Below are 22753 nucleotides of genomic sequence, written 5' to 3' on the forward strand. Positions count from 1 at the left end.
TTAGCCTAAGGTATTGCGCCCCGCTCGCGGAGGCGGCATCCTTGGGCCACAGGCAAGATCAACAACCTAGGGAGCAATGATCGATGGCCTATCACGATACACGGGTCGCCCACACGCAGACTCGCGACGTCAGTACCAACAAGGTATTGCGCAATACCTATGGCCTGCTGGCCATGACGCTGCTGTTCTCCGCCGTGACCGCCGGGGCCGCCATGTCCATGGGCGTGGAGCGGATGAACATCTTCGTCTTCTTTATCGGTGCCTACGGCCTGATGTTCCTGGTGCACAAGACCGCCAACTCGGCCATGGGGCTGCTGGCGACCTTCGCCTTCACCGGCTTTATGGGCTTTACCCTGGGCCCGATTCTCAACGCCTACCTGGCCCTGCCCAATGGCGCGGCCCTGGTGATGAACGCGCTGGCCATGACCGGCCTGACCTTCGTCGGGCTGTCCGCCGTGGCGCTGGTCTCCAAGAAAGACTTCAGCTTCCTCGGCAACTTCCTGATGGCCGGGGCCATCGTGCTGATCCTGGCCATGGTGGCCGGGCTGATCTTCCAGATCCCGGCGCTGATGCTGATGGTGTCCGCCGGCTTCGTGCTCTTCGCCTCGGCGGCGATCCTCTACCAGACCAGTGAGATCGTCCATCGCGCCGGCGAGACCAACTATATCCTCGCCACCATCACCCTCTATGTCTCCATCTACAACCTCTTCGTCAGCCTGCTCTCCCTGCTGGGGATCATGAGCAGCGACTGATCGAACGGGGAATGAGCCCGACCTTGGCCCCGCCATCGGCGGGGCCAAGGCGTTTCTAGTCGAGGTATTGGCATGCGTTATGCTCTGCTGGTGCAGGGAGGGCCCTATAGCCATCAGGCCACCCACTCCGCCCTGCGCTTCGCCGAAGCGTTGATCCGCCGGGGACATCACCTGGAAACCGTCTTCTTCTATCATGATGGGGTCTACAATGCGGCCCGCCTGCTGGCGCCGCCCCAGGACGAACCGCATCTCGGCGATGCCTGGCGTCGACTCCACGACGAGCACGGCACCCGGCTGCAGGTGTGCATCGCCGCCGGCCTGCGCCGCGGCCTGCTGGATGAGCGGGAAGCCTCGCGTCACGGTAAGGCGGGGGGCAGCCTCGAGGCGCCCTTCGAGCTGACCGGTCTCGGCCAATTGGTGGATGCCGGCCTGAGCCATGACCGCCTGATCACCTTTGCGCCCTGAGGAGGCCCCATGAGCGACGAATCCAATCTGCCTTCCGGCGATCTGCTGGTGGTCCTGCGCCATGGCCCCCACGGCAGCCTGTGGCTGCGCGAGGGGCTGGAGGCGGCGCTGGTGGCGGCCGCCCTGGGGCAGCGGGTCTCGCTGCTGTTTATGGGGCCGGGCGTGGCGGCCTTGGCGGCCAATCAGCAGCGTGGTCCGCTGGAGCAGAAGGGCACCCTGCCGATGCTGGAGATGCTGCCGCTGTACGAGGTGGAGCAGCTACTGGCGGTGGAGGACGATCTGGTGGCCCTGGGGCTCGGTGCCGAGTGCCTGGCGGTGCCGGTCGAACGGGTGGGACCGGCGGCGGTGGCGGCCTTGATGGCGCGCCATCCCCTGGTGCTGAATTTTTGAGTCGGTGAGGGAGCCTCGATGATACTGCATATACTCAACCGCTCGCCCCTGGACAGTCGGGTCTACCGACAGGCATTGACGGCCATGGGCCCCGACGACAGGCTGCTGTTGATCGAGGAGGGCGTCCAGGGGGCCCTGCCGCAGATGGTGCGCCACTTCGAGGGCCTCGATGGCCGGCTCTTCGCCCTGCGCGAGGATCTCATCGCCCGGGGGCTGGAGGGGCGATGCGCCGACGGCGTCCTGGTGATCGACGTGGAGGGCTTCGTGACCCTGACCGAGGAGGCCGACAAGTCGGTGAGCTGGTTCTGATGGCGACGACGGAAATTACCCGCTATCTCGAGGTGGGCGGCGAGCGAATCGGCCTCGATCCGGAAGGCTACCTGGTGGATCTCTCGGCCTGGTCGCCGGCGGTGGCCGAGGCCCTGGCCGCCGAGGAGGGGCGCGAACTGAGTGCGGCCCACTGGGAAGTGATCGAGGTGCTGCGTGACTTCTATGCGCGCTTCGAGACCTCGCCGGCCATGCGCCCCCTGGTCAAGGCGGTGGGCCAGGCCCTGGGCAGTGACAAGGGCAACTCCCTCTACCTGATGCGCCTCTTCCCGGAGAGCCCGCCCAAGGTGGCGGCCCGCCTGGCCGGGTTACCCAAGCCCGCCAACTGTCTCTAGGCGACCATGAACTTCCTCGGGCATGCCTGGCTCGGTCATCGCGGCAGCGATGACTTCCTCTTCGGCAACCTGATCGCCGACGGGGTGAAAGGGCGGGATCTCGGCGCCTGGCCGGAAACCGTGGCGGCGGGAATCCGCCACCATCGCCGGGTGGATGCGCGCATCGATGGCGACCCGGAGCTGCTGGCGCTGCGCCGCCGCAGCCCGGAAGGACTGCGGCGCTATAGCGGCATCGCCCTGGACCTGATGTGGGACCACTTCCTGGCCCGGGATGGTCAGGGCGAGGCCGACCATCGGGCCCTGGTGGCGCGCTGCTATGCGCTGCTCGAGGCGCGTCCGGCGCCGGCGCGCTTGGCGACCATGATGCCGGTGCTGGTCGAGCAGGACTGGCTCAACGGCTATGCCGATTTTGCCTTTACCCAGCGCGCCCTCGAGGGTCTGGCGCGGCGCCTGCCGGCGGGCAATCGGCTGGCCGAACTGGCCCCCTGGCTGGAGGCGGAGTATCCCCGTCTCGAGGCGGCCTTCTACCGTCTCTGGCCGAGCATGGAACGAGAGCTTGGCCGCCCCTGATCAGTCACTCAGCCACAGGCACTCGAGACGATCCCCCGGCGTGACCTCGCTATGGGCCGGCACCACGGCCAGGGCATTGGCCATCACGCAGGAGGAGAGTACCCCGGAGTTCTGGTCGGCGAAGGCCTCGGCCACCGGTCCCTCGGGGGTGAAGCGCAGCATTACGCGCAGGTAGTGACGGCGGGCCTGGGTGCGGGTGGCGAAGTCGGCTCGGGCCCAGACGCTGGTGAGGTGCTCCAGGGCGGGGCAGCCCAGCAGGGCGCCGAGCAGCGGACGCAGGAAGAGCCAGGCGCCCACGTAGCCGGAGACCGGGTTGCCGGGCAGGCCGACGAAGCGCGCCTCGCCGCCGTCCGGTCGGGGCAGGCGCCCCAGGGCCAGGGGCTTGCCGGGGCGCAGCGCCAAACGCCATAGATCGAGTCGCCCCAGGGCTTCCACTGCCGGCTTGACGTGATCCTCCTCGCCGACGCTGACCCCACCGGTGGTGATCACCAGGTCCGCTTGTTCGGCGGCCTCTTGCAGAAGCCGACGGGTGGCCACGAGGTCATCCGGCGCCCTGGTCAGGCACACCAGTTCGCCGCCGAAGTCCTCGATCAGGCGCGCCAGCATGGGCCGATTGGAGTTGTAGAGCTGGCCCGGGGCCAGAGGCGTGCCGGGCTCGATCACCTCATCCCCGGTATTGATCAGGGCGACTCGGGGGCGGCGGCGGACCCGCACCTCGGTAATGCCCTGGCCGGCCAGGTGGCCCAGGGCCGCCGCCTCCAGGCGCAACCCGGCGGGCAGCAGTTCGCTGCCGGCGGCGACATCGCGGCCGCGGCGGCGAATATTGTCACCCGGCGTCAGCTCGGCGGGCAGCCGGATGCCGGCCTCGGTAACCTCGACCCGCTCCTGCATCACCACGCAGTCGGCGCCCTCGGGGAGCTCGCCGCCGGTGAAGATTCGCGCGCAGCTGCCGGGGGCCAGGGGCTCGGCGGGCTGGCCCGCGGCGATGCGCTGGCTCACCGGCAGGCAGGCGCCGGCATCCGCGATCCGCAGGGCATAGCCATCCATGGCGCTGTTATCGAAGCCGGGTACGTCCTGGCGCGCCATGACCGGCTCGGCCAGCACCCGGCCCGCGGCGTGCGTCGTCGCGAGCGGCTCGCCGTCCAGTGGGGCGACGCCCTCCAGCAGTGCCGCCAGCGCCGCCTCGATCGGGGCCAATTCAGTCATGGATGCCTCGCTCGGGGATCACTTCAGCCATGGGTGCCTCTTTCCGGGATCACCAGGTTCGCGTAATTACAGGGTTTATGCCGGCTATCCAGTTGTTCGGCGAGGATACCGTCCCAGGCGGTGCGGCAGGCGCCGGTGGAGCCGGGCAGGCAGAACACCACGGTGGCATTGGCCAGCCCGCCCAGGCAGCGACTCTGGATGGTCGAGCTGCCCACCTCATGGTAGGAGAGCTGGCGAAACAGTTCGCCGAAGCCCTCGATGCGCTTGTCGAGCAGCACGCCCACCGCCTCCGGGGTGGAGTCGCGGCCGGTGAAGCCGGTGCCGCCGGTGGTCAGCACCACCTGGACCTCGGGCTCGGCGATCCAGGCGGCCACCTGAGCGCGAATGCGGTAGACGTCGTCGACGATGATGCGCTTCTCCACCAGTTGGTGGCCGGCGGCGGTGAGGCGCTCCACCAGGGCGTCGCCGCTGCGATCATCGGCGGCGGTGCGGGTGTCCGAGACGGTCAGCACGGCGATACGCAGGGGCACGAAGGCGTCGCGATCCTGGCTCATTGACCGGCTTCCTTCTTGGCCTGCTGGCGGGCCTCCAGGGCGGCCAGCTGCTCGGGAGTGGCCGGGGCCTGGTGCTTGTCCTTCCACTCGCCGTAGGGCATGCCGTAGACGTATTCCCGGGCCGCCTCGTAGTCGAGCTCGGCGCCGCGTTCCTCGGCGGCGGTCACCAGCCACTTGGAGAGGCAGTTGCGGCAGAAGTCGGCGAGGATCATCAGGTCGATGTTCTGGACCTCCTTGTGCTGGTCCAGGTGCTTGAGCAGGTGACGGAAGGCGGCGGCTTCCAGTTCGGTGCGGGTGGCATCGTCCAAGTGTTGCATGGGCTTGTCTCCTCGGGGAATTTTCATTCCAGCATACCAAAAGAGACCGCCGGTGGGCGGTCTCTTTTGCGTCACTTTCGTGGCCTCATTCAGGTCGGTCGTTGGGGCAGGGTGCCATCCTCCGGGGGAGATGACTGGGCGGGAGCCGGCGGCGTCTCGGCGCTCTCCTTGACCTCTTCGTACCACAGGCTGTGGTGCTCCTTGGCCCAGCTTTCGTCCACGTAGCCGCTCTTCATGCCCTCGAAGGAGCCCTCGGTACCCAGGGTGCCGATATAGATATGCCCCAGGGCCACGGCGGTGAGCCCCAGGGCGCCCAGCGCATGGATCAGGTTGGCCCACTGCATGGTGTCGCGGCCCTGGCCGAAGTTGGGGAAGTCGAGGACGAAGCCGCTGAGGATCACCGCTACCCCGGCGGTGGCCAGCAGCCAGTACCAGACCTTCTCGCCGCCATTGGCGAATCCCGCCTCCACATGGCCCTTGCCGATCAGGCCGCCGCCCTTCTTGAACCAGGTCAGGTCCTCGCGGCTGGGCAAGTTATGACGCAGCAGCTTGAGCAGCAGCACCACCAGCAGGATGCCGAATAACGGCCCCAGGTAGTTGTGGGCCACTTTGGAGGCGCTGATCATGGCGCCCCAGATGGCGTCGCCGAACAGCGGCCGGAACACGAACTTGCCGTAGAGCAGGTTGAGCCCGGAGAGGGCCAGCAGGATAAAGAGGGTGGCCACGCTCCAGTGCAGGGCTCGGGTCAGTACCGACCAGCGCAGTAGCAGCCGCCCGGTGCGCGGCTCGTCCAGGGTCTTGCGGCCCACCAGCAGGTAGAAGAGCGCGATCATCAGGGCCATGCCACCGATGGCGATCAGCCCGAAGGGGGAGACCCAGCGGTTGCGCCACTGACGCCAGCCCTCGCCGCTGGCGTTGACCAGGTTGTAGTTGGAGTCGGCGCGACTGTCGCGGAAGTTGGCGTCCACCTCGCCGCTACGGACCAGCCGCCAGGTATCGGGGGTCACCCCCACCACGGCGGTGGCGGTCTCCCGGTCCGCGGTCTCCTGGGCCAGCAGCGCGGGGGCCAGCAGCAGGCCGAACGCCAGCACCAGGGTGACGGCGAGCCACCCGCAGCGCCGGCCGGGATTGGCAGTGTGCATCACGCGCCTCCTTACCCTTGACGGGTGGCGTCATAGGCCAGGTCATCGACGCTGGCCCGGGGGTTGTCCGACCAGGCGCCGTCGGGATGCCCGCGCTGCACCACCCGCTGGCGGAAGATATCCGCCACCGTCTGGGCATCGCCGGCGAGTAGCGCCTTGGTGGAGCACATCTCGGCGCACAGCGGCAGTTTGCCTTCGGCGATGCGGTTGGCCCCGTACTTGGCGTACTCCTCCTCCGGGGAGTCGGCGGGGCCGCCCGCGCAGAAGGTGCACTTGTCCATCTTGCCGCGCTCGCCGAAGGCCCCCTGCTGGGGGAACTGGGGAGCGCCGAAGGGGCAGGCATAGAGGCAGTAGCCGCAGCCGATGCACAGGTCCTTGTCGTGGAGGACGATGCCGTCCTCGGTGCGGTAGAAGCAGTCGGTGGGACAGACCGCCATGCAGGGGGCATCGTCGCAGTGCATGCAAGCCACCGAGATGGAGACCTCCTCGGGAAGGCCGTCATCGAGTGTGACCACCCGGCGTCGCTGGATGCCCCACTCGGTCTCGTTGGCGTTCTTGCAGGCGGTGACGCAGCCGTTGCACTCGATGCAGCGTTCCGCGTCGCACATGAATTTCATCTGAGCCATGGGAATCTCCTGTCACGCAGGCCGTCAGTTGGCTTTCTCGATCCGACACAAGGTGCACTTGGTTTCTTGCATCTTGGTGTTCACGCAGGCGGTGTCGTAGCCGTTGCACTCGATGCAGCGTTCCGCGTCGCATATGCATGTCATCTGAGCCATGGGAATCTCCTGCCATGCGGGCCGTCAGCTGGCTTTCTCAATCCGACACAAGGTGCACTTGGTTTCCTGCATCTGGGTCACGGTGTCGTAGCCATAGGTGGTGGCGGTATTGGCCGCCTCGCCCAGCACATAGGGCGCGCTGCCCTCCGGGTAGCGGTCGTGCAGGCTCTCGCCCTGGAAGATCCCCCCGAAGTGGAAGGGCATAAAGACCACCTCCCGAGCCACCCGCGGCGTCACCAGGGCCTGAACGCGTACCCGGCCGCCCTCGGCACCTTCCACCCAGACCATGTCGCCGTCGGCGACGCCCAGGTCATTGGCCAGCGCCGGGTTGATCTCGACGAACATCTGCTGCTGCAGCTCGGCGAGCCAGGACATGGAGCGGGTCTCCTCGCCGCCGCCCTCGTACTCCACCAGGCGCCCCGAGGTGAGGATGATCGGGTAGCGGTCGGAGTTGTCGTTGTCCTGGATGCTCTTGTAGAGGGTCGGCAGCCGGTAGTGGGAGGCCACGTCGTCCCAGGTGGGGTAGTCCGCCACCAGGTCGCGCCGGCTGGTGTAGAGGGGCTCGCGATGCCTGGGGATGGGGTCCGGGAAGGTCCAGACGTTGCAGCGTGCCTTGGCGTTGCCGAAGGGCGCGCACTCGTGGGCGATGGCCACTCGCTGGATGCCACCGGAGAGGTCGGTCTTCCAGTTCTTGCCCGCGGCCTCGGCGCGCTCCTCGGCGGTCAGCTCGTTCCACCAGCCGAGGTCCCTGAGCATCTGATCGGTGAACTCCGGGTAGCCGTCGTTGAGGTCCGAGTCGCGGCTGAAGACCCCGTCGGCGAGGATATTCTCGCCGTTGTGCTCGATACCGAAGCGGGCGCGGAAGGTCAGCCCGCCCTCGGAGACCGGCTTGCTGGTGTCGTAGAGGATCGGCGTGCCGGGATGATTCATCTCGGCGGTGCCCCAGCAGGGCCAGGGCAGGCCGTAGTAATCGCCGTCGGCGGGGCCGCCCTCGGCGCGCAGCGTCCGGAAGCTGAAGGTGTGCCAGTTCTGTTGATGGGCCTTGAGGCGCTCGGGGCTCTGCCCGGTATAGCCCACGGTCCACATGCCGCGGTTGAACTCCCGAGTAATGTCCTCGATCACCGGCTCGCTGCCCTCCACGCGGATATGCTTGAAGAGCTCCTCGGCGAAGCCCAGCTTGCGGGCCAGCAGGTACATGATCTCGTGATCCGGTTTGGACTCGAAGAGCGGTTCGATCACCCGGTCCCGCCACTGGATGGAGCGGTTGGTGGCGGTGACGCTGCCGGTGGTCTCGAATTGGGTGGCCGCCGGCAGCAGGTAGACCCCGTCGCTGCGCCCATGCATCACGCCAGCCACCGTGGGGTAGGGGTCGACGATCACCATCATCTCCAGCTGCTGCATGGCGCGCTGCATTTCCGGGCCGCGGGTCTGGGAGTTGACCGCATGGCCCCAGTAGAACATCGCCTTGAGCCGGGTTCGCTGGGAGATCGCCTCCTCCTCCTCGAGGACCCCGTCGATCCAGCGCGACACCGTGATGCCGTTGCTGTACATGGGCTGGCCGTCGGTGTACTCGGCCTGGTCGAAGCGGCTCTTCAGCCACTCCAGATCGAGATCCCAGACCCGCGCCCAGTGGGCCCAGGCGCCCTCGGCGAGGCCGTAGTAGCCGGGCAGGGAGTGGGACATCAACCCCAGGTCGGTGGCCCCCTGGACGTTGTCGTGGCCGCGGAAGATATTGGCGCCACCGCCGGAGACGCCGATATTGCCCAGCGCCAGTTCGAGGATGCAGTAGGCGCGGGTGTTGTTGTTGCCGGTGGTGTGCTGGGTGCCGCCCATGCACCAGACCACGCAGCCGGGGCGGTTCTCCGCCAGGCGCTGGGCGGTATCGCGCATCTGTGCCTCGGGGACGCCGGTGATACGCTCCACCTCGGCGGGCGGGAAGTTGGCCACCTCGGCGCGCACCTCATCCATGGCATAGACCCGCTGGCGGATATACTCGCGATCCTCCCAGCCGTTCTCGAAGATGTGCCACAGCAGGCCCCAGATAAAGGCCACGTCGGAGCCCGGGCGGAGGCGCACGTAGTGATCTGCCTTGGCGGCGGTGCGGGTGAAACGCGGGTCGACGACGATGATCTGCGCCTGGCTGCGCTCCTTGGCCAGCAGGATGTGCTGCATGGCCACCGGGTGCGCCTCACTGGGATTGGAGCCGATAAACAGGATGGAGCGACTGTTCTGGATATCGTTGAGCGAGTTGGTCATCGCCCCGTAGCCCCAGGTGTTGGCCACCCCGGCCACGGTGGTGGAGTGGCAGATGCGCGCCTGGTGGTCGGTGTTGTTGGTGCCGGCCAGGGCGGCGAACTTGCGCATCAGGTAGGCCTGTTCGTTGCTGAACTTGGCCGAGCCCAGCCAGTAGATGCTGTCGGGGCCATGCTCCTCGGTCAGTGCCAGGACCCGGTCGCCGATCTCGTCGATGGCCTCCTCCCAGGAGAGGCGCTGCCACTCGCCACCTACCAGCTTCATGGGGTACTTGAGGCGCCGACTGGAGTGGCCGTGCTGGCGCAGGGAGGCACCCTTGGCGCAGTGGGCGCCACGATTGATGGGGTGGTCGAAGGCCGGCTCCTGGCCGGTCCAGACCCCTTCCTGGACCTCGGCATAGACGCCGCAGCCTACCGAGCAGTGGGAGCAGATGGTGCGGCGGGTCTCGACGGGCGCATCCGAATAGGGCGTGCGCTCGGCGGCATCGACGCGGCGCATCATCGGCGCCCCCATCAGGCCGGCGGCGGCTAGGCCGCCGGTGGTCGCGCCGCTGCGCTTGAGGAACTGGCGACGGGAGATGCCGAGGCCGGCGCCGGCCTTGGGGGTCGCATGCTTGGGCGTCAAACGCATGGTGGTTTCCTCCTCAGTCCCGCAGGGTGGCGTAGTAGGCGCGGATATGCTCGCTCTCGTGATAGCGGCGCGGTGCCTCGGCGGTGTGCGGCGAGGCGCTCTCGGCCTGGACCAGGGACACCTGGCCGAGGCCGGCGACCGCCGAGGCCGCGGCGGTGCCGGCGCCGAGGGTCTTGAGGAAGTGCCGGCGCCGGGGGTTTACGGGGGTGTCGGATCGCTGTTGAGTCATGACTTGGCCTCACTCTGGTGGTGGGATGACCGGGGGGCGCTGAACCCGCGCAGGGGCTGAAGTCGGGACGCTTGCTCGAGGCGCGCCTGCTCATGGGCCATAAAGGCCAGGCCCAGCTCGGCGAGCCGGGCATAGAAGGGCGTGTCGACCCGGGCCAGGTCCGCCAGGCAGTCGCTGGCCCAGGGCGCCAGGTGGCGCTCGAAGAAGGTCGCCGCCGCCTCGGGGTGTGACTCGACAAGCATCGCCATGCACTCGAAGAGCGCCGCCAGGTGGTCCTCCGGGTCGGCGTTATCGGCATGCCGGGCGATGCCCAGTCGCTTGAGGTCGCGACGCAGGTCGACCAGCGCCGCGTCCATCAGCTCGCCCTGGCGATACCAGGAGGCGTAGGGCACCACCTCGCCCTGGATTACGCCGATCAGGTGGCGAAAGTGGGCCCGCTCCAGGGCCGTCGGCTGGGCCTGTCGGGCCGCCGCGGCAAGGCCGTCCCAGGCCCGTCCCAGGGGGCCGCCATCCTCCGCCTGCAGTGCGCCCAGCCAGTCGAGCAACTCACCGCTCGGGGCCTGGCGCAGCAGCTCGGCCAGCAGGCGATAGATCTCGGCGTGGAGGGTCGATTCCTCGTCGGCAGGGCCTGCGGTCGTGGTCTCTGTCATGGCGTCCATGGCGTCATACCTTGAGTTGCGCTTCGGGGTCCCGGGCCAGCGAGCGCCAGACGTCGCGGACGCGACAGTCCTCGCACATCTCCAGGCGTTGGGCGGCCTCGCCGGAAAAATAGGGGTGGGCGGCGAGCTTGGCCTTGATGGCCTCGATGGTGGCGGCGCTGGCGAAGGCCTTGCCGCAGCCGATGCAGTGGAAGGGGGCGGCCTCGTGAAGGGGGCGCCGCTCGCTGCGCTCGGGGCCGGCCAGGAAACCGGGCTCCAGGGCAATGGCCTGCTCGGGACAAGTCGCCTCGCACAGGCCGCACTGCACGCAGTCCGCCTCGCGCAGGCTCAGGGCCGGTTGCTCCTGGCCGGCGGCCAGGGCCGGGGTGGGGCAGGTGGAGACGCAGGCCAGGCAGAGCGTGCAACGCTGGCTATCCACCCGGATGCCGCCATAGGCGGCGCCCCGGGGCAGTGCATGGCGGCCGCCATCACCGCCGCCCTGAGCGGCCAGATGATCGAGTACCCGGTTAAGGCGCTCGCGCTTGCTCGGTGCCTCGGGCGCTTTCGTCAGGGGCGTCAGGGCCGGGAGACGCGGCGGGGCATCCCGGGTCGCGGGGTCGGCGTCGATGGCTCGGATTCGCTCCGGGGACAGTCCCAGGGCCTCGAGCAGGCCATGAGCCAAGGCGAGTTCGTCGTCCAGGAAGCTGCGCAGGCGCTCGGGCATCTCGGCCAGGTACTGAATGCGCACCTCCGCCGCCCCGAAGGCCAGGGCCGCCAGCCACTGATCATGGCCGGCGCTGCCCAGCTCCTCCAGGGGCAGGTCGATCAGCTGGCCGGCCACCCGGGCCTCGTCGGCGAGCTCGGCCGCGGCGGCGAAGCGTACCACCGGGTCGCGGCCTCCCGCTTGGCGGTAGTGCTCGAGCCAGGCGGCGAGGGTGTGCTGTAGTTGCCGATCCTCCGGCAGGCGATAGCGAATGGCGCCGGTGGGGCAGGCACTGCTGCAGCTGCCCACGCCATGGCAGCGGAAGGGATCGATCTCGACCCGGGCGGCGATGCGTCCCGGGTGGCTGGCGATGGCATCGGCGGGACAGACCTCGAGGCAGCGGCTGCAGCCACGCTTGCCCTGGGCGTCATGGGCGCAGAGATCGGCATCGATCTCGAAGTAGCGGGGCTTGTCGAACTCCCCGACCAGGGCGGCCCAGTCGGCCAGGGCCGAGGCTTCGAGGGGCGCGCCACGACTGGCCAGGTAGCCCGGTGGCGGCAGTTCCAGGTCGAGCCGCGGTTGGTGGCCCAGGTCGAGAATCAGGTCGAAGTGATCGCGCCCGGCCAGGGCGCGGGCCAGGTCGAGCCACTCGCCGTCCCGGGCCAGGCCGACGCGGAAGTGGCCCAGGTAGCCCTCGAGGGTCAGGGCCTCGGCCTCGCCGCGGTTCAGGGCATGGCTGGGAAGGGCCCGGGTCCGGCGGAGCAGCTCATCGGCCTCGTCGTCGTCGATGGCCGAGGCGGCCTCGCTCAACAGCAGGGTCACGGACGCCAGCCCGTGATCTTCCAGTGTCACGGCGGCGCGGCGTACCTCGACCTCGCTGCCGATCAGCAGGGCATGGCCTTCGCTGGCATAGCTAACGCTGCTGGGCGCGAGGTTGCGGGGCCAGGAGACGCGGCGATAGGCGCTCTCCCGGGCCAGACGGTTACGGTCGTCGGCCGCTAGCGGTTGAGTCATGGTCTCTCACGAATTCTATTCACGGTCTGTAGTCATGGCCCTGTTCACGGTCCTGGCTTGTGACGTTGCCGGGAGCATCGCGGCCGGGCCTGCCTCTTGGGCGTATTTTTTATCGCTAATCAATGAGTGTGGTCGGTTCTGGGTATCTCGCCAGATCATCCTTGGTCTAATGTCTGCGGGGGTTCGGGGCGTGTCTTGTCATCGCCGGCCTCCCGGGACGCGGCGGAGGCCAGGTCGCCAGGCACCGGATCGCCGTCGGCCTCGGTGGATAGGTCGTCTTGGGCCGTCTCTTTTTGCGCCGGATCTTCCTGGGCTGTCTCTTCCGTAGGGCGGGTCCAGCGCCTGAGGCGCTCGGCCAGCTCGCCGGCCAGCGGTTGAAGGCGTCGATAGTCGTCGTCGTAGTCATCCAGGCCGTCGCGCACGCCATACTGCTCGCCGGCGAAGAGACGCCGCAGGGCGCGTCGGCGCAGGGCCTCGCCGACGCCGCTGGCCATAAAGGCGGAGATTTCGCTGCCCGGCGCCAGGTCGTCCGGATCGGGCAGCGGGGTGGCCTCGCCGCTATGCGGGGCGACCTCGGCGATATCGCCGGGCTCCTCGGCGGGTGGCGCGGCCTCGGGCTTCTCGGCCTGGGCCGCCTCACGCTTGCGCTCGGACCAGCGGGCCAGGCGATTCATGGCCGTCTCTCTCATGGCTGCAGCTCCCGGGCGCGGCCGGCGCCCTGGCGTTTTTTCTTGCGGCCCTCCGGGGGCGCCTCGCCGTAACGGGCCAGGTAGGCCTCGATCCAGGCCTGGATGGCCAGCGGCATGGCCACCTCCAGGACCCGCTGTTCACCGTCCATCCAGGCCGCCGCCACCTCCTGGCTGGCGGTGATGGCACTGGGACGGGGCTCGGGGGCATCGCTGTCACCGGCGCGCAGGAAGAGTCGCGGGGTGGAGGAATCGAGATTGAAGCGATAGGCGGCGCGCTCGGTCATCAGCAGTTGCAGCCCCAGGCACCAGGGGCCGGCGTCACCGGGTGTCAGGTCGGTGACTCGCCAGCGCCGCTGAGTAAAGCCCTTGATGGTGACGGGCACGCTCGACAGGTCGAAACTCAGGGAGCAGGATGTCGTGGCAGGCATGGGGCGCTCGTGTCGGCTTGACTCCCCTGCAGTAAAGACACTCCTGGCCGAGACCGCCATGATGTCGATCAACGATTGATTAAGGAGTTGCGAATGCTTGCCTTGCCGCGAACCCATGCCCGGCTGCCGGCCACCCTGGAGATCACCATCGTCGACGAGTATGGCGAGGCTCGGTGCCAGGCGATCGCCGCCGAGCGAGCCCTGACGGTCTACCTCAACAAGCGGGAGATCGTCACCCTGATGACCCTGGGCGCCGACCCGGAGGCCCTGGTGGTGGGCTACCTGCGCAATCAGGGGCTGGTCGCGGCCCGGGAAGACCTGTGTCAGGTGGCGGTGGACTGGGAGGTGGAGTCCGCCGCCGTGGTCACGCGTCACCCCCCCGAGGACCTGGAGGCACGGCTGGCCACGCGCACCGTGACCACCGGCTGCGGGCAGGGCACCGTCTTCGGCCGGCTGCTGGAGAGCATCCCGCCGACGCCGCCGGCGACGCGGTTACGGCAGTCGGTGCTCTATCGGCTGCTGGATAACCTGGGGGCCTATAACGCGACCTACCGCAGTGCCGGGGCCGTGCATGGCTGCGCCCTGTGCCGCCAGGAAACGGTGCTCGATTTCGTCGAGGACGTGGGACGCCACAATGCGGTGGATACCCTGGCCGGGCGCCAATGGCTGGAGGAGGCGGAGTCGACGGCGGCGGACATCTTCTATACCACCGGGCGCCTGACCTCGGAGATGGTGCTCAAGGTGGCCCAGATGGGCATCGGCGTACTGGTCTCGCGCTCCGGGGTAACCCAGAAGGGCGTGGAGCTGGCCAGTCGCTTCGGGGTGTTGCTGATCGCCCGGGCCAAGGGCAAGCACTTCCAGGCCATTCATGGCGAATCGCGGCTGGTGTTGGATGCGGTGCCGCCGCGGCGCCCCGGGGATCGCTGCTGATCACTTTTGGTGCAGATGTTTGATTTTTTGCACAAGGCTGGTGCCTTGTCGTGCCCCGTTATCCCCACGGGTCCTCTTTACTCTTCGGAATCTCGTCGGGCGCTTGTCTCTCCCTTGCTTGTCAATTATCTTTGTCGCCCGTGAAAGATAAGATACATAAACGTCGACAAAATTAAATTCTTACGATAATTCAAGTCTAGAGGCAGACACCCATGACGGATTCCCCTTCCGGAACCCAATTGACCCGCGTGCTGGCGCGCAAGGATGTGCTGGCGCTGGCCTTCGGTGCCATGATCGGCTGGGGCTGGATCGTGCTCACCGGTAGCTGGATTCAGTCCGCCGGCAGTCTCGGCGCCATCGCCGCCTTTATTCTCGGTGGTATCGCCATCGTGCTGGTGGGGCTGACCTACGCCGAGCTGGCCTCGGCCATGCCCCAGGTGGGCGGCGAGCATGTCTACAGCTACCGGGCACTCGGTCATTTCGCGTCCTTCTTCTGTACCTGGGCCATCGCCCTGGGCTATGTGAGTGTGGTGGCCTTCGAGGCGGTGGCGCTGCCCACCGTGGTGGAGCATCTCTTCCCCGGCTATGCGGTGGGGCAGCTGTGGACCATCGCCGGCTGGGACGTTCAGGCCACCTGGGTGGCGGTGGGCGTCGCCGGCTCGCTGGCAATGATGGCGATCAACTATGTGGGCATCCGCACCGCGGCCCTGGTCCAGAAGGTGGTCACCTTGCTGATCCTGGTGGTGGGCGTGATGTTTATCACCGGGGCGCTGTTCGAGGGCGAGCGGTCCACCATGGAGCCGCTGTTCAACACCTCCGAGGGGGTGATGGGCGGCATCATGATGGTGCTGATCATGGTGCCCTTCATGTTCGTCGGTTTCGATGTGATTCCCCAGGCCGCCGAGGAGATCAACCTGCCGTTCCGCGAGATCGGCCGGGTACTGATGATCTCGGTGATCCTGGCGGTGTTCTGGTATGCGCTGATCATCCTCGGCACCTCCCTGATGCTGGATGCCGAGGCCCTGGGGGCCAGCTCCCTGGCGGTCCCGGATGCCATGCAGGCGGTCTTCCAGGCGCCTTGGGCGGGTAACCTGATGGTGCTGGCGGGCATCGCCGGGATCATCACCAGCTGGAACGCCTTCTACGTGGGGGGCTCCCGGGCCATCTATGCCCTGGCCCACTCCGGAATGTTGCCGGCCTTCCTGGCCAAGCTGCACCCCAAGCACCGCACCCCCACCAATGCCATCCTGCTGATGGGGCTGCTCTCCTGCATCGCGCCATTCTTCGGGCGGCCGGCACTGGTATGGCTGGTGGTCGCCGGCGGCCTGGGTATCGTGATCGCCTACCTCTTCGTGTCGCTCTCCTTCGTGGTGCTGCGAATCAAGGAGCCGGGCATGGCACGGCCTTTCAAGGTGCGTCAGGGCATGGCGGTGGGGGTGGTCGCCGTCCTGCTCTCCCTGGGCCTGATCGCACTCTACCTACCGGGTAGCCCCTCGGCCCTGGCGCCGGTGGAGTGGACCCTATTCCTGGGGTGGATGGGCCTGGGCCTGGTGCTCTACGGCTGGTCCCGGGCGCGCTATGGCGTCGCCTTCAGCGACAAGATGATGTATCGCGAGCTGGCCGGCGCCGATCCCTATCCCGGACGCTGATTCACCGCGAGCCGAACCCAAAAGCCCCGGTCATTGACCGGGGCTTTTGCGTCGTGGAAACGATGGCTCAGACCGCATCGCCCCGGGTACAGACCGAGAGCACCACGGCGTCCTCGTCGCTGACCGAGATCAGCGCATGGCCCATGTCGCTGTCGAAGTAGATGCTGTCGCCGCGCTCCAGGCGCAGCGGCTCATAGAACTCGGTGTAGAGCAGGATCTCGCCGTCGAGGACGATCAGGAACTCCTCGCCGTCGTGGCGAACCCACTCATGGAATTCCTCGAAGTGGCGAGCCCGAACGATGGTCTTGAAGGGAATCATGCGCTTCTGCGCCAGTTGCCAGGAGAGCAACTCGTGCTCGTAGGTGGGGGTCGGATGAAGCTGGCCTTCGCCGACCCGGGTGAGGTCGCGCCGCCCCAGGGTGCGCTGTTGGGTCTTGGGGGGGCTGAGCAGCTGGGGCAGGTCGATGTTGAGACCGGTGATCAGCTTCTGCACCGCGCTGAAGGTCGGCGAGATCTGATCGTTCTCGATCTTCGACAGGGTGGAGCGGGCCAGGCCGGTGCGTTGGCTGACGTCGTCCAGGGTCCAGTGGTTGGCGAGACGGATCTCCTTGAGCCGCTCGCCGAGTCGCAGCGGCTCGACGAAGGCCTTGCGTCCCGAGGCGATACGCAGGGCGGCGGCCTGATCGGTGGTGGCGGTCATAGGGCGGGTTCACTATAGGAAAAAACTTTCCCCAAAGCGTACCATAGAACGCCCACCGCCGTGGGGCGGCGCCTGTCCCCCGGCGACACCGGGATAGGCAGCGGCGTCAGCCTGGGTCAGCCCTCGAAGGGCAGCCCGAGCAGCGCCCGCACATGGGCCTCGGCGCAGCGTCCCAGGGAATCCAGGTCATAGCCGCCCTCGAGCACCGAGACCAGGCGGTTGTCGGCGAAGCGGGCGGCGATCTCCAGGGCGAAGCGGGTGACCCAGTCATAGTCGGCCTCGGTGAGGCAGAGTTCCGCCAGGGGATCGTCGCGGTGACCGTCGAAGCCCGCCGAGACCAGTACCAGCTCCGGCCGGAAGGCCTCCAGGGCCGGCCGCCAGTCGCGCTCGATGGCCGCCCGGAAGCGGGCGCCATCGCTGCCGGCGGGCAGCGGCGTATTGATCACGTTGGCGTGCTCCGCCTTGAGGTAGCGCCAGGGGTAGAGCGGATACTGATAGCTGGAGCAGACCAGCACCCCGGGATCGTCCTTGAAGATGTCCACGGTGCCGTTGCCCTGATGGACGTCGAAATCGAGGATGGCGATGCGCTGCGCCCCATAACGCGCCCGCGCATGGGCCGCACCCACCGCCACGTTATTGAAGAAGCAGAAGCCCATGGCCTCGCTGGCCTCGGCGTGGTGCCCCGGCGGACGCACCGCACAGAAGACGTTGTCGGCCTGGTGCCGGTAGACCTGATCGACGCCGCGAATCACCGCACCGGCGGCACACCGGGCCGCATCGAGGCTGGCGGGATTCATCAGGGTGTCGCCGTCCAGGGAGATCAGCCCCTGCTCGGGGACGCACTTGATCAGCGACTGGAGATGGCGATGCGGATGCACCCGTTCGAGTTGCTCGTCGCTGGCCGGCTTGGCCTCGGACTGCATGGTCTGCTGAAGCAGGCCGCTCAGCGACAGGCGGGCCCGAATCGCCTCGAGGCGCAGTGGGCTCTCGGGATGCTCCGGCCCCATATGGTGGTCGAGGCAGCGGGGATGGGTGATATAGGCGGTGATCATGGTGGGCTCCGGCCAGGAAGCCCTACCTTAAACGCGGGGTGGCCTTGCATGACAGTGCCAATAAGTCGTACACAGGGGGCTGACCGATGCGGGGGAATCAGCGGTGAGCACACGTTTTTTGAGACATTTCTTCGAGCCGAGCAGCGTGGCAGTGATCGGGGCCTCGGAGAAGCCCCACTCCATGGGCGGACTGGTGATCCGCAACCTGCTGGAGGGTGACTTCCCGGGGCCGCTCTGGGCGGTCAATCGCAAGGGCTATGCCAGCGTGCACGGCCAGCCCTGCGTGGCGCGGATAGAGGCACTGCCGGAGGTGCCGGATCTGGCGGTGATCTGTACGCCGGTGGCTACCCTGCCCAAGCTGATCGGGCGCCTGGGGAGCTTCGGCGTCAAGGCGGCCCTGGTGCTCTCGGGGGGCTCCCACCTCGACGACGGCGCCGACGGCGAGGGCTCGATCCGCACGCGCATGCTGGCGGCGGCCCGCCCCTCGGGGATTCGCGTGCTGGGCCCGGAGTGCATGGGTATCGTGGTGCCGGGGCGGCGCCTCAACGCTACCTACGCCGGCCAGCCGGTCAAGGCCGGGAAGGTGGCCTACCTGGGGCAATCTGGCATGCTGGGCAATGCCATGATCGATTGGGCGGCGGGACGCGGCATCGGCTTCTCGCACCTGGTGACCCTGGGCGACAGCGTCGATGTCCTGCTCCCCGACCTGATCGACTACATCAACCAGTACGCCCCCGCCCAGGCGCTGCTGCTGCATCTGGAACGCATCCACGACGCCCAGCATTTCATGACCGCGCTGCGCGAGGCCTCGCGACATCGCCTGGTGCTGGCCATCAAGAGCGGCCGCACCGCGGCCTCGGACCTCTCGGGGCTTCCGCCCACCCCGGGGGTGGCCAATCGCGATGTCATCTTCGATGCGGCGCTGGCGCGGGCCGGGGTGGTCCGGGTCAACGACTCCGATGAGCTCTTCGATGCCCTGGAGACCCTGTCGCGCATGAAGCCGCTGCGCGGCGACCGCCTGGCCATCGTCGCCAACGGCCTGGGGCCGGCGATGCTGGCCATCGACAAGCTGATCAGCGCCGGGGGACGCCTGGCCGAGTTCACCGACACGACCCGCGAGGCGTTGCTGGCGGCAGATTTCGACATGACCCTGCCGGGACGCAACCCAGTGGACCTGGGCAGCGACGCGACCCCAGAGCGGCTGGTGGAGGCGCTGGCACTGGTGGCCGCCGATGCCAACGTGGACGCGGTGCTGGTGGTGCATGCGCCGACCCGGCTGGCCCCGGCCAAGGCCACCGCCGAGGCGCTGATCGCCAACCGCAAGCGCTTCCGGCGCAACCTGCTGACCAGTTGGATGGGCCTGGAGGAGGCCATGGCGGCCCGCCATGAATGCCACCTGGCGGGGCTGCCCACTTATATGTCGCCGGAGAAGGCGGTCAAGGCCTTTATGCATATGGTCGACTATCAGCGCGTCCAGGCGCTGCTCCAGGAGACCCCTCCGAGCCTGCCGTTCACTACCTCGGCGGCGAGTCGCGACCGCTGTCGGACGCTGATCGATCGCGCCTGGTCCGCCGGACGCCGGCGCCTGAGCCATAGCGAAACCGCCCAGGTGCTGTCCGCCTACGGCATCGAGGCGGCGCCGTCCCGTTATCCCACCACGGCGGCGGAGGGCGAGGCGGCGGCCGCCGAGCTCGAGGGGCCCCTGGCCCTGAAGGTGGTGCACGACCATAACTGCACCCCCTTTCGCTATCGGCGCCATCCCCACAAGCTCTCCGCCGGGCTGCTGCAGGACCTGGAGAGTCCCGCCCAGGTGGCCGAGGGCATGCATCGACTGGCCGACAAGGTGGCGGAGAAGTTTCCCGACAGCTCGATCCACGAGTTCTGCCTGCAGCCCATGCAGCGCGGCAAGCACTCCATGCAGCTGTGTGCCGGCATCACCCGGGACCCGGTGTTCGGCCCGGTCATCCTCTTCGGTATCGGCGGTTACAAGGTCAATGTCCTGGCGGATCGTCAGGTGGCGCTGCCGCCGCTCAATATCACCCTGGCCGACGACCTGATTCAGCGCACCCATGCCGCGCGGCTGATTCGCGAGCACTCCCGGGACCCGGAGCGCGACCTGGAGCGACTGCGCCGCCTGCTGGTGCAGCTCTCCCAGCTGGCCGCCGACCTGCCGCGGCTGCAGGGCCTGGAGATCAACCCCCTGGTGCTCAATCGCGATGGCATGGTGGCGGTGGACTTCGCCATGGACCTGGGGGCCCCAGCGCGCCACGCCATCATGCCCTACCCGGAGGAGCTACGGGAGTGGCTGACCCTGCCCAATGGCATGCAGGTGGAGGTGCGACCGATCCGTGCCGAGGATGCGCCCCTGATCACCGGCTTCCATACCCAACTCTCCGAGGAGAGCATCCGCTTTCGCTACTTCCACAACAAGGCGTCGCTGACCCAGCGCGATCTCTCGATGCTGGCGCATATCAACTACGATCGGCAGATGGCCTTTATCGCCGAGCGTCATGGTGAGGAGGGCGACAAGGAGATGCTGGGGGTGGTGCGGGTCTGGAACGACCCGGACAATATTCGTACCGAGTTTTCCATCATCATCCGCGATGACCTCCAGGGGCAGGGCCTGGGCAGCCTGCTGATGAACAAGATGATTCGTTACTGCAAGGGGGTGGGGACCCTGGAGATGGTCGGCCAGATCATGGTGGACAATCATCCCATGCGGGCGCTGATGAAACACCTGGGCTTCCGGCTGCGCTACAACATGGAGGAACAGGTGGTCGATGCCACCCTGCGCCTGAACGAACCGAGTAGCGAATGGCAACGCCACCGTCTGGAGAGTCAGCCGGATTGATGCCGTGAGAGGGCGCCGTCGAACCGGCTTGTAACAACTGAATGGCAACGCCACCGTCTGGAGAGTCAACCGGATTGATGCCGTGAGAGGCCGCCGTCGAACCGGCTCATGACAACTGAATGGTGGCGTCACCGCCTGCAGAGTCAGCCGGATTAAGCACCGGACGGCGTAAGACGACGGCCACCCTGGAGTGACCGTCGACGTCTGGCGAGCTCCTCAGGGAGCCAGACGCACCTTGCTCCACTGGCCGTCGCGCAGGCTGTAGCGTACCCGGTCGTGAAGGCGGCTGGGCTGGCCTTGCCAGAACTCGATCATCTCGGGGATGACCCGATAGCCGCCCCAGTTGGCCGGGCGCATCACCGGTTGGCCGTCATAGGCCTGTTCGAAGCGGTTCTGACGCTCCTCCAGCCATTCGCGATCGGGAATCTCCACGCTCTGGGTGGCGATCCAGGCCCCCAGCTGGCTGCCCCGCGGGCGGCTGGTGAAGTATTGATCCGACTCCTCGGGGCTGACCTGGCTGACCGGGCCCTCGATGCGCACCTGGCGATCCAGTTTCGGCCACCAGAAGACCAGGGCGGCATGGGGCACATTGGCCAGCTCGCTGCCCTTGTGACTGTGGTAGTTGGTATAGAAGCACAGGCCCTTGTCATCGATGCCCTTGAGCAGCACGATGCGCGCGTGGGGCAGCCCCTGGCTGTCCACCGTGGCCAGGGTCATGGCGTTGCCATCGTCGCCCTCGGTGTCGAGTGCCAGGGCAAGCCACTCCTCGAACAGGGGCATCGGCGCGTCGGGCGTCGCAGTGGTATCCAGGCGTCCCCCCTCATAGTCGCGACGGATATCGGCGATATTGCGTGTCATGGTGGTCTCCTTGAAGTCTCTTACAGGGTCGCTGGTTGTCGAGGCGAGCTCAACAGCCGCCGAGTCGATCAGGGGGTGGTTTTCTATCTTAAGGGCTCCGGCCCGACGGGACCATGGCCATGTCGGTGACGGTACCGATAACGGTGATTACGACGCCTCGGCGTGACTTGCACCTCGAGGGCTCCGGCCCAACGGGACCATGGCCATATAGCCTGCGGTGCCGATCACGATGGCCATGGCAAGCGGCTGTCGCTTCGACTCATGGGCTCCAGCCCAACTGGACCATGGCCATATAGCTTGCGGTGCCGATCACGATGGAGAGCAGGGCATTGCGCCGCCATAGATGCAGGATGACCACCACCAGGGCGGCCAGCAGCATCGGCCAGCCGTTCGCCGCCGCATTGAGGCGGCCATCGATCAGGGGGCGAAAGTCGCGAAGGGCATAGATCACCAGGATCAGCATGACCGCCGGCGGTAGGTAGCGGCCCAGATGCAGGATCAATGGATGATCGGCCTGTCGCGCCAGGGCCACGAAGGGGAGCAAGCGCGTGGCAAAGGTGGCGAGGGCGCAGACGGCGATAAATGCCAGCAAGGCGGTCAGGCTCATGCATCGGCCTCCCGGTGGTAGCGGTAATGCCCCAGCAGCAGCAGGGTGGCGGCGCCGATGGCACCTAGCAGCAGATGACGTTCCGGCAGCACGAATAGGGCGGCCAGCCCGCAGAACAGGGCGATCACGAAGGGCAGGCCCCGGCGTAGGCGCCGGGCCTGTTCCAGGGTCAGGACGATAAACAGCGCGGTCAGGGCGAACTCGATGCCGCGGCTATCGAAGGCGAGGCCCGCGCCGATGGCGGCGCCCAGAGCCGACCCCAGCACCCACCACAGCTGATTGAGCAGACTGATACGAAAGGCCTGGGCATGGTCCAGGGCGCCGGCCTGGCTGGTCAGCAGCGAGTAGGTCTCATCGGTCAGGGCGAAGATCAGGTAGGGCTTGCGCCAGCCGGCGCCCGAGAAGGGCTGCAATAGCGACAGACCATAGAAGAGATGTCGCGAGTTGAGCATCAGTGTGGCGACCGCCAACTCCAGCAGACTGGCGCCGGCGCCCAGCAGGGCCACCGCCAGGAATTGGCCGGCGCCGGCATAGATCACCAGGGACATCAGCAGGACGCTCCATACCGGCACCCCCACGTCGATGGCCAGGATGCCATAGGCCGCGCCCAGGGGCAGGTAGCCGAACATGACCGGCAGCGTCGTGGAGAAGGCCGATTTCCATGGCCTGTCTTGGGGCATCGCTT

At 67.5% G+C, this 22753-nt stretch carries 26 protein-coding genes; 9 read left to right on the forward strand and 17 right to left on the reverse strand.

Features of this window, described 5'->3' with window-relative positions:
- Nucleotides 1–83 precede the first annotated feature (83 nt).
- The 6 genes from HPA02_RS04300 to HPA02_RS04325 all read left to right on the forward strand — a co-directional run bounded on the left by HPA02_RS04300 (nt 84) and on the right by HPA02_RS04325 (nt 2839).
- On the forward strand, nt 84–752 hold the full coding sequence (locus tag HPA02_RS04300; RefSeq protein ID WP_146801847.1) for a Bax inhibitor-1/YccA family protein: 669 nt from the start codon (nt 84–86) through the stop codon (nt 750–752).
- Nucleotides 753–824: 72 nt separating this feature from the next.
- On the forward strand, nt 825–1217 hold the full coding sequence (gene tusD, locus HPA02_RS04305; RefSeq protein WP_146801848.1) for a sulfurtransferase complex subunit TusD: 393 nt from the start codon (nt 825–827) through the stop codon (nt 1215–1217).
- 9 nt (nt 1218–1226) lie between these two features.
- A complete protein-coding gene (locus HPA02_RS04310; RefSeq protein WP_146801849.1) occupies nt 1227–1607 on the forward strand; it encodes a DsrE family protein in 381 nt (126 codons plus the stop codon).
- Nucleotides 1608–1625: 18 nt separating this feature from the next.
- Nucleotides 1626–1916 carry a sulfurtransferase complex subunit TusB gene (gene tusB, locus HPA02_RS04315; RefSeq protein ID WP_146801850.1) on the forward strand — a complete coding sequence of 97 codons (291 nt, stop codon included), beginning with the start codon at nt 1626–1628 and terminating at the stop codon, nt 1914–1916.
- Nucleotides 1916–2269, forward strand: a complete 354-nt coding sequence (locus tag HPA02_RS04320) for a TusE/DsrC/DsvC family sulfur relay protein (protein ID WP_146801851.1) — start codon at nt 1916–1918, stop codon at nt 2267–2269. The genes tusB and HPA02_RS04320 overlap by 1 nt, the downstream gene beginning before the upstream one ends.
- A gap of 6 nt (nt 2270–2275) precedes the next feature.
- The gene (locus HPA02_RS04325) at nt 2276–2839 is read left to right on the forward strand and encodes an acyl carrier protein phosphodiesterase (protein WP_146801852.1); all 564 of its coding nucleotides are present in this window, start codon (nt 2276–2278) and stop codon (nt 2837–2839) included.
- Here the strand turns inward: HPA02_RS04325 and HPA02_RS04330 are convergent, their stop codons facing one another.
- The 12 genes from HPA02_RS04330 to HPA02_RS04380 form a co-directional block, all read right to left on the reverse strand.
- Nucleotides 2840–4045, reverse strand: a complete 1206-nt coding sequence (locus HPA02_RS04330) for a molybdopterin molybdotransferase MoeA (RefSeq protein ID WP_146801853.1) — start codon at nt 4043–4045, stop codon at nt 2840–2842.
- Between the two features lie 23 nt (nt 4046–4068).
- On the reverse strand, nt 4069–4599 hold the full coding sequence (gene moaB / locus HPA02_RS04335) for a molybdenum cofactor biosynthesis protein B (protein WP_146801854.1): 531 nt from the start codon (nt 4597–4599) through the stop codon (nt 4069–4071).
- Nucleotides 4596–4916 (reverse strand): DUF1244 domain-containing protein, encoded by a 321-nt coding sequence (locus HPA02_RS04340; RefSeq protein WP_146801855.1) that lies wholly within the window; start codon nt 4914–4916, stop codon nt 4596–4598. The genes moaB and HPA02_RS04340 overlap by 4 nt, the downstream gene beginning before the upstream one ends.
- An 89-nt stretch (nt 4917–5005) precedes the next feature.
- Nucleotides 5006–6058, reverse strand: coding sequence for a formate dehydrogenase subunit gamma (locus HPA02_RS04345; protein ID WP_146801856.1), 1053 nt, complete (start codon nt 6056–6058; stop codon nt 5006–5008).
- An 11-nt stretch (nt 6059–6069) separates the two neighbouring features.
- Nucleotides 6070–6684 carry a formate dehydrogenase FDH3 subunit beta gene (fdh3B, locus tag HPA02_RS04350; RefSeq protein WP_146801857.1) on the reverse strand — a complete coding sequence of 205 codons (615 nt, stop codon included), beginning with the start codon at nt 6682–6684 and terminating at the stop codon, nt 6070–6072.
- Between the two features lie 24 nt (nt 6685–6708).
- The gene (locus HPA02_RS18530) at nt 6709–6837 is read right to left on the reverse strand and encodes a hypothetical protein (RefSeq protein ID WP_276508198.1); all 129 of its coding nucleotides are present in this window, start codon (nt 6835–6837) and stop codon (nt 6709–6711) included.
- Nucleotides 6838–6861: 24 nt separating this feature from the next.
- Nucleotides 6862–9720, reverse strand: coding sequence for a molybdopterin-dependent oxidoreductase (locus HPA02_RS04355; protein ID WP_146801858.1), 2859 nt, complete (start codon nt 9718–9720; stop codon nt 6862–6864).
- Nucleotides 9721–9733: 13 nt separating this feature from the next.
- On the reverse strand, nt 9734–9949 hold the full coding sequence (locus tag HPA02_RS04360) for a twin-arginine translocation signal domain-containing protein (RefSeq protein ID WP_146801859.1): 216 nt from the start codon (nt 9947–9949) through the stop codon (nt 9734–9736).
- Nucleotides 9946–10608: a TorD/DmsD family molecular chaperone gene (locus HPA02_RS04365; RefSeq protein ID WP_244945855.1), complete on the reverse strand. Its 663-nt coding sequence runs from the start codon at nt 10606–10608 to the stop codon at nt 9946–9948. The genes HPA02_RS04360 and HPA02_RS04365 overlap by 4 nt, the downstream gene beginning before the upstream one ends.
- 4 nt (nt 10609–10612) lie before the next feature.
- Nucleotides 10613–12304, reverse strand: a complete 1692-nt coding sequence (locus tag HPA02_RS04370) for a 4Fe-4S dicluster domain-containing protein (protein ID WP_146801860.1) — start codon at nt 12302–12304, stop codon at nt 10613–10615.
- 155 nt (nt 12305–12459) lie between these two features.
- Nucleotides 12460–12993 (reverse strand): DUF3306 domain-containing protein, encoded by a 534-nt coding sequence (locus HPA02_RS04375; protein WP_244945856.1) that lies wholly within the window; start codon nt 12991–12993, stop codon nt 12460–12462.
- Nucleotides 12990–13421, reverse strand: a complete 432-nt coding sequence (locus tag HPA02_RS04380) for a DUF3305 domain-containing protein (protein WP_146801861.1) — start codon at nt 13419–13421, stop codon at nt 12990–12992. Before HPA02_RS04380 ends, HPA02_RS04375 begins: the two co-directional genes overlap by 4 nt.
- A 93-nt stretch (nt 13422–13514) precedes the next feature.
- On the opposite strand from HPA02_RS04380, the gene HPA02_RS04385 reads away from it, so the two are divergent.
- Entirely contained in the window at nt 13515–14351 is an 837-nt protein-coding gene (locus tag HPA02_RS04385; protein WP_146801862.1) for a formate dehydrogenase accessory sulfurtransferase FdhD, read from the forward strand.
- A gap of 212 nt (nt 14352–14563) precedes the next feature.
- Nucleotides 14564–16000 carry an APC family permease gene (locus tag HPA02_RS04390; RefSeq protein WP_146801863.1) on the forward strand — a complete coding sequence of 479 codons (1437 nt, stop codon included), beginning with the start codon at nt 14564–14566 and terminating at the stop codon, nt 15998–16000.
- 67 nt (nt 16001–16067) lie between these two features.
- On the opposite strand, the gene HPA02_RS04395 is transcribed toward HPA02_RS04390, so the two are convergent.
- On the reverse strand, nt 16068–16700 hold the full coding sequence (locus HPA02_RS04395) for a helix-turn-helix domain-containing protein (RefSeq protein WP_146801864.1): 633 nt from the start codon (nt 16698–16700) through the stop codon (nt 16068–16070).
- Nucleotides 16701–16816: 116 nt separating this feature from the next.
- A complete protein-coding gene (locus HPA02_RS04400; RefSeq protein WP_146801865.1) occupies nt 16817–17752 on the reverse strand; it encodes a histone deacetylase family protein in 936 nt (311 codons plus the stop codon).
- A 103-nt stretch (nt 17753–17855) separates the two neighbouring features.
- On the opposite strand from HPA02_RS04400, the gene HPA02_RS04405 reads away from it, so the two are divergent.
- Nucleotides 17856–20603, forward strand: a complete 2748-nt coding sequence (locus tag HPA02_RS04405; protein ID WP_146801866.1) for a bifunctional acetate--CoA ligase family protein/GNAT family N-acetyltransferase — start codon at nt 17856–17858, stop codon at nt 20601–20603.
- Between the two features lie 216 nt (nt 20604–20819).
- Here HPA02_RS04405 and pdxH read toward each other — a convergent pair whose 3' ends face one another.
- The 3 genes from pdxH to HPA02_RS04420 all read right to left on the reverse strand — a co-directional run bounded on the left by pdxH (nt 20820) and on the right by HPA02_RS04420 (nt 22748).
- Nucleotides 20820–21461, reverse strand: coding sequence for a pyridoxamine 5'-phosphate oxidase (gene pdxH, locus HPA02_RS04410; protein WP_146801867.1), 642 nt, complete (start codon nt 21459–21461; stop codon nt 20820–20822).
- Between the two features lie 259 nt (nt 21462–21720).
- On the reverse strand, nt 21721–22068 hold the full coding sequence (locus HPA02_RS04415) for a branched-chain amino acid transporter permease (RefSeq protein WP_146801868.1): 348 nt from the start codon (nt 22066–22068) through the stop codon (nt 21721–21723).
- Nucleotides 22065–22748, reverse strand: a complete 684-nt coding sequence (locus tag HPA02_RS04420; protein ID WP_146801869.1) for an AzlC family ABC transporter permease — start codon at nt 22746–22748, stop codon at nt 22065–22067. Before HPA02_RS04420 ends, HPA02_RS04415 begins: the two co-directional genes overlap by 4 nt.
- Nucleotides 22749–22753: the final 5 nt, after the last annotated feature.

Source organism: Bisbaumannia pacifica (genome assembly GCF_007989625.1).
In the GTDB taxonomy this organism is placed as follows: domain Bacteria; phylum Pseudomonadota; class Gammaproteobacteria; order Pseudomonadales; family Halomonadaceae; genus Bisbaumannia; species Bisbaumannia pacifica.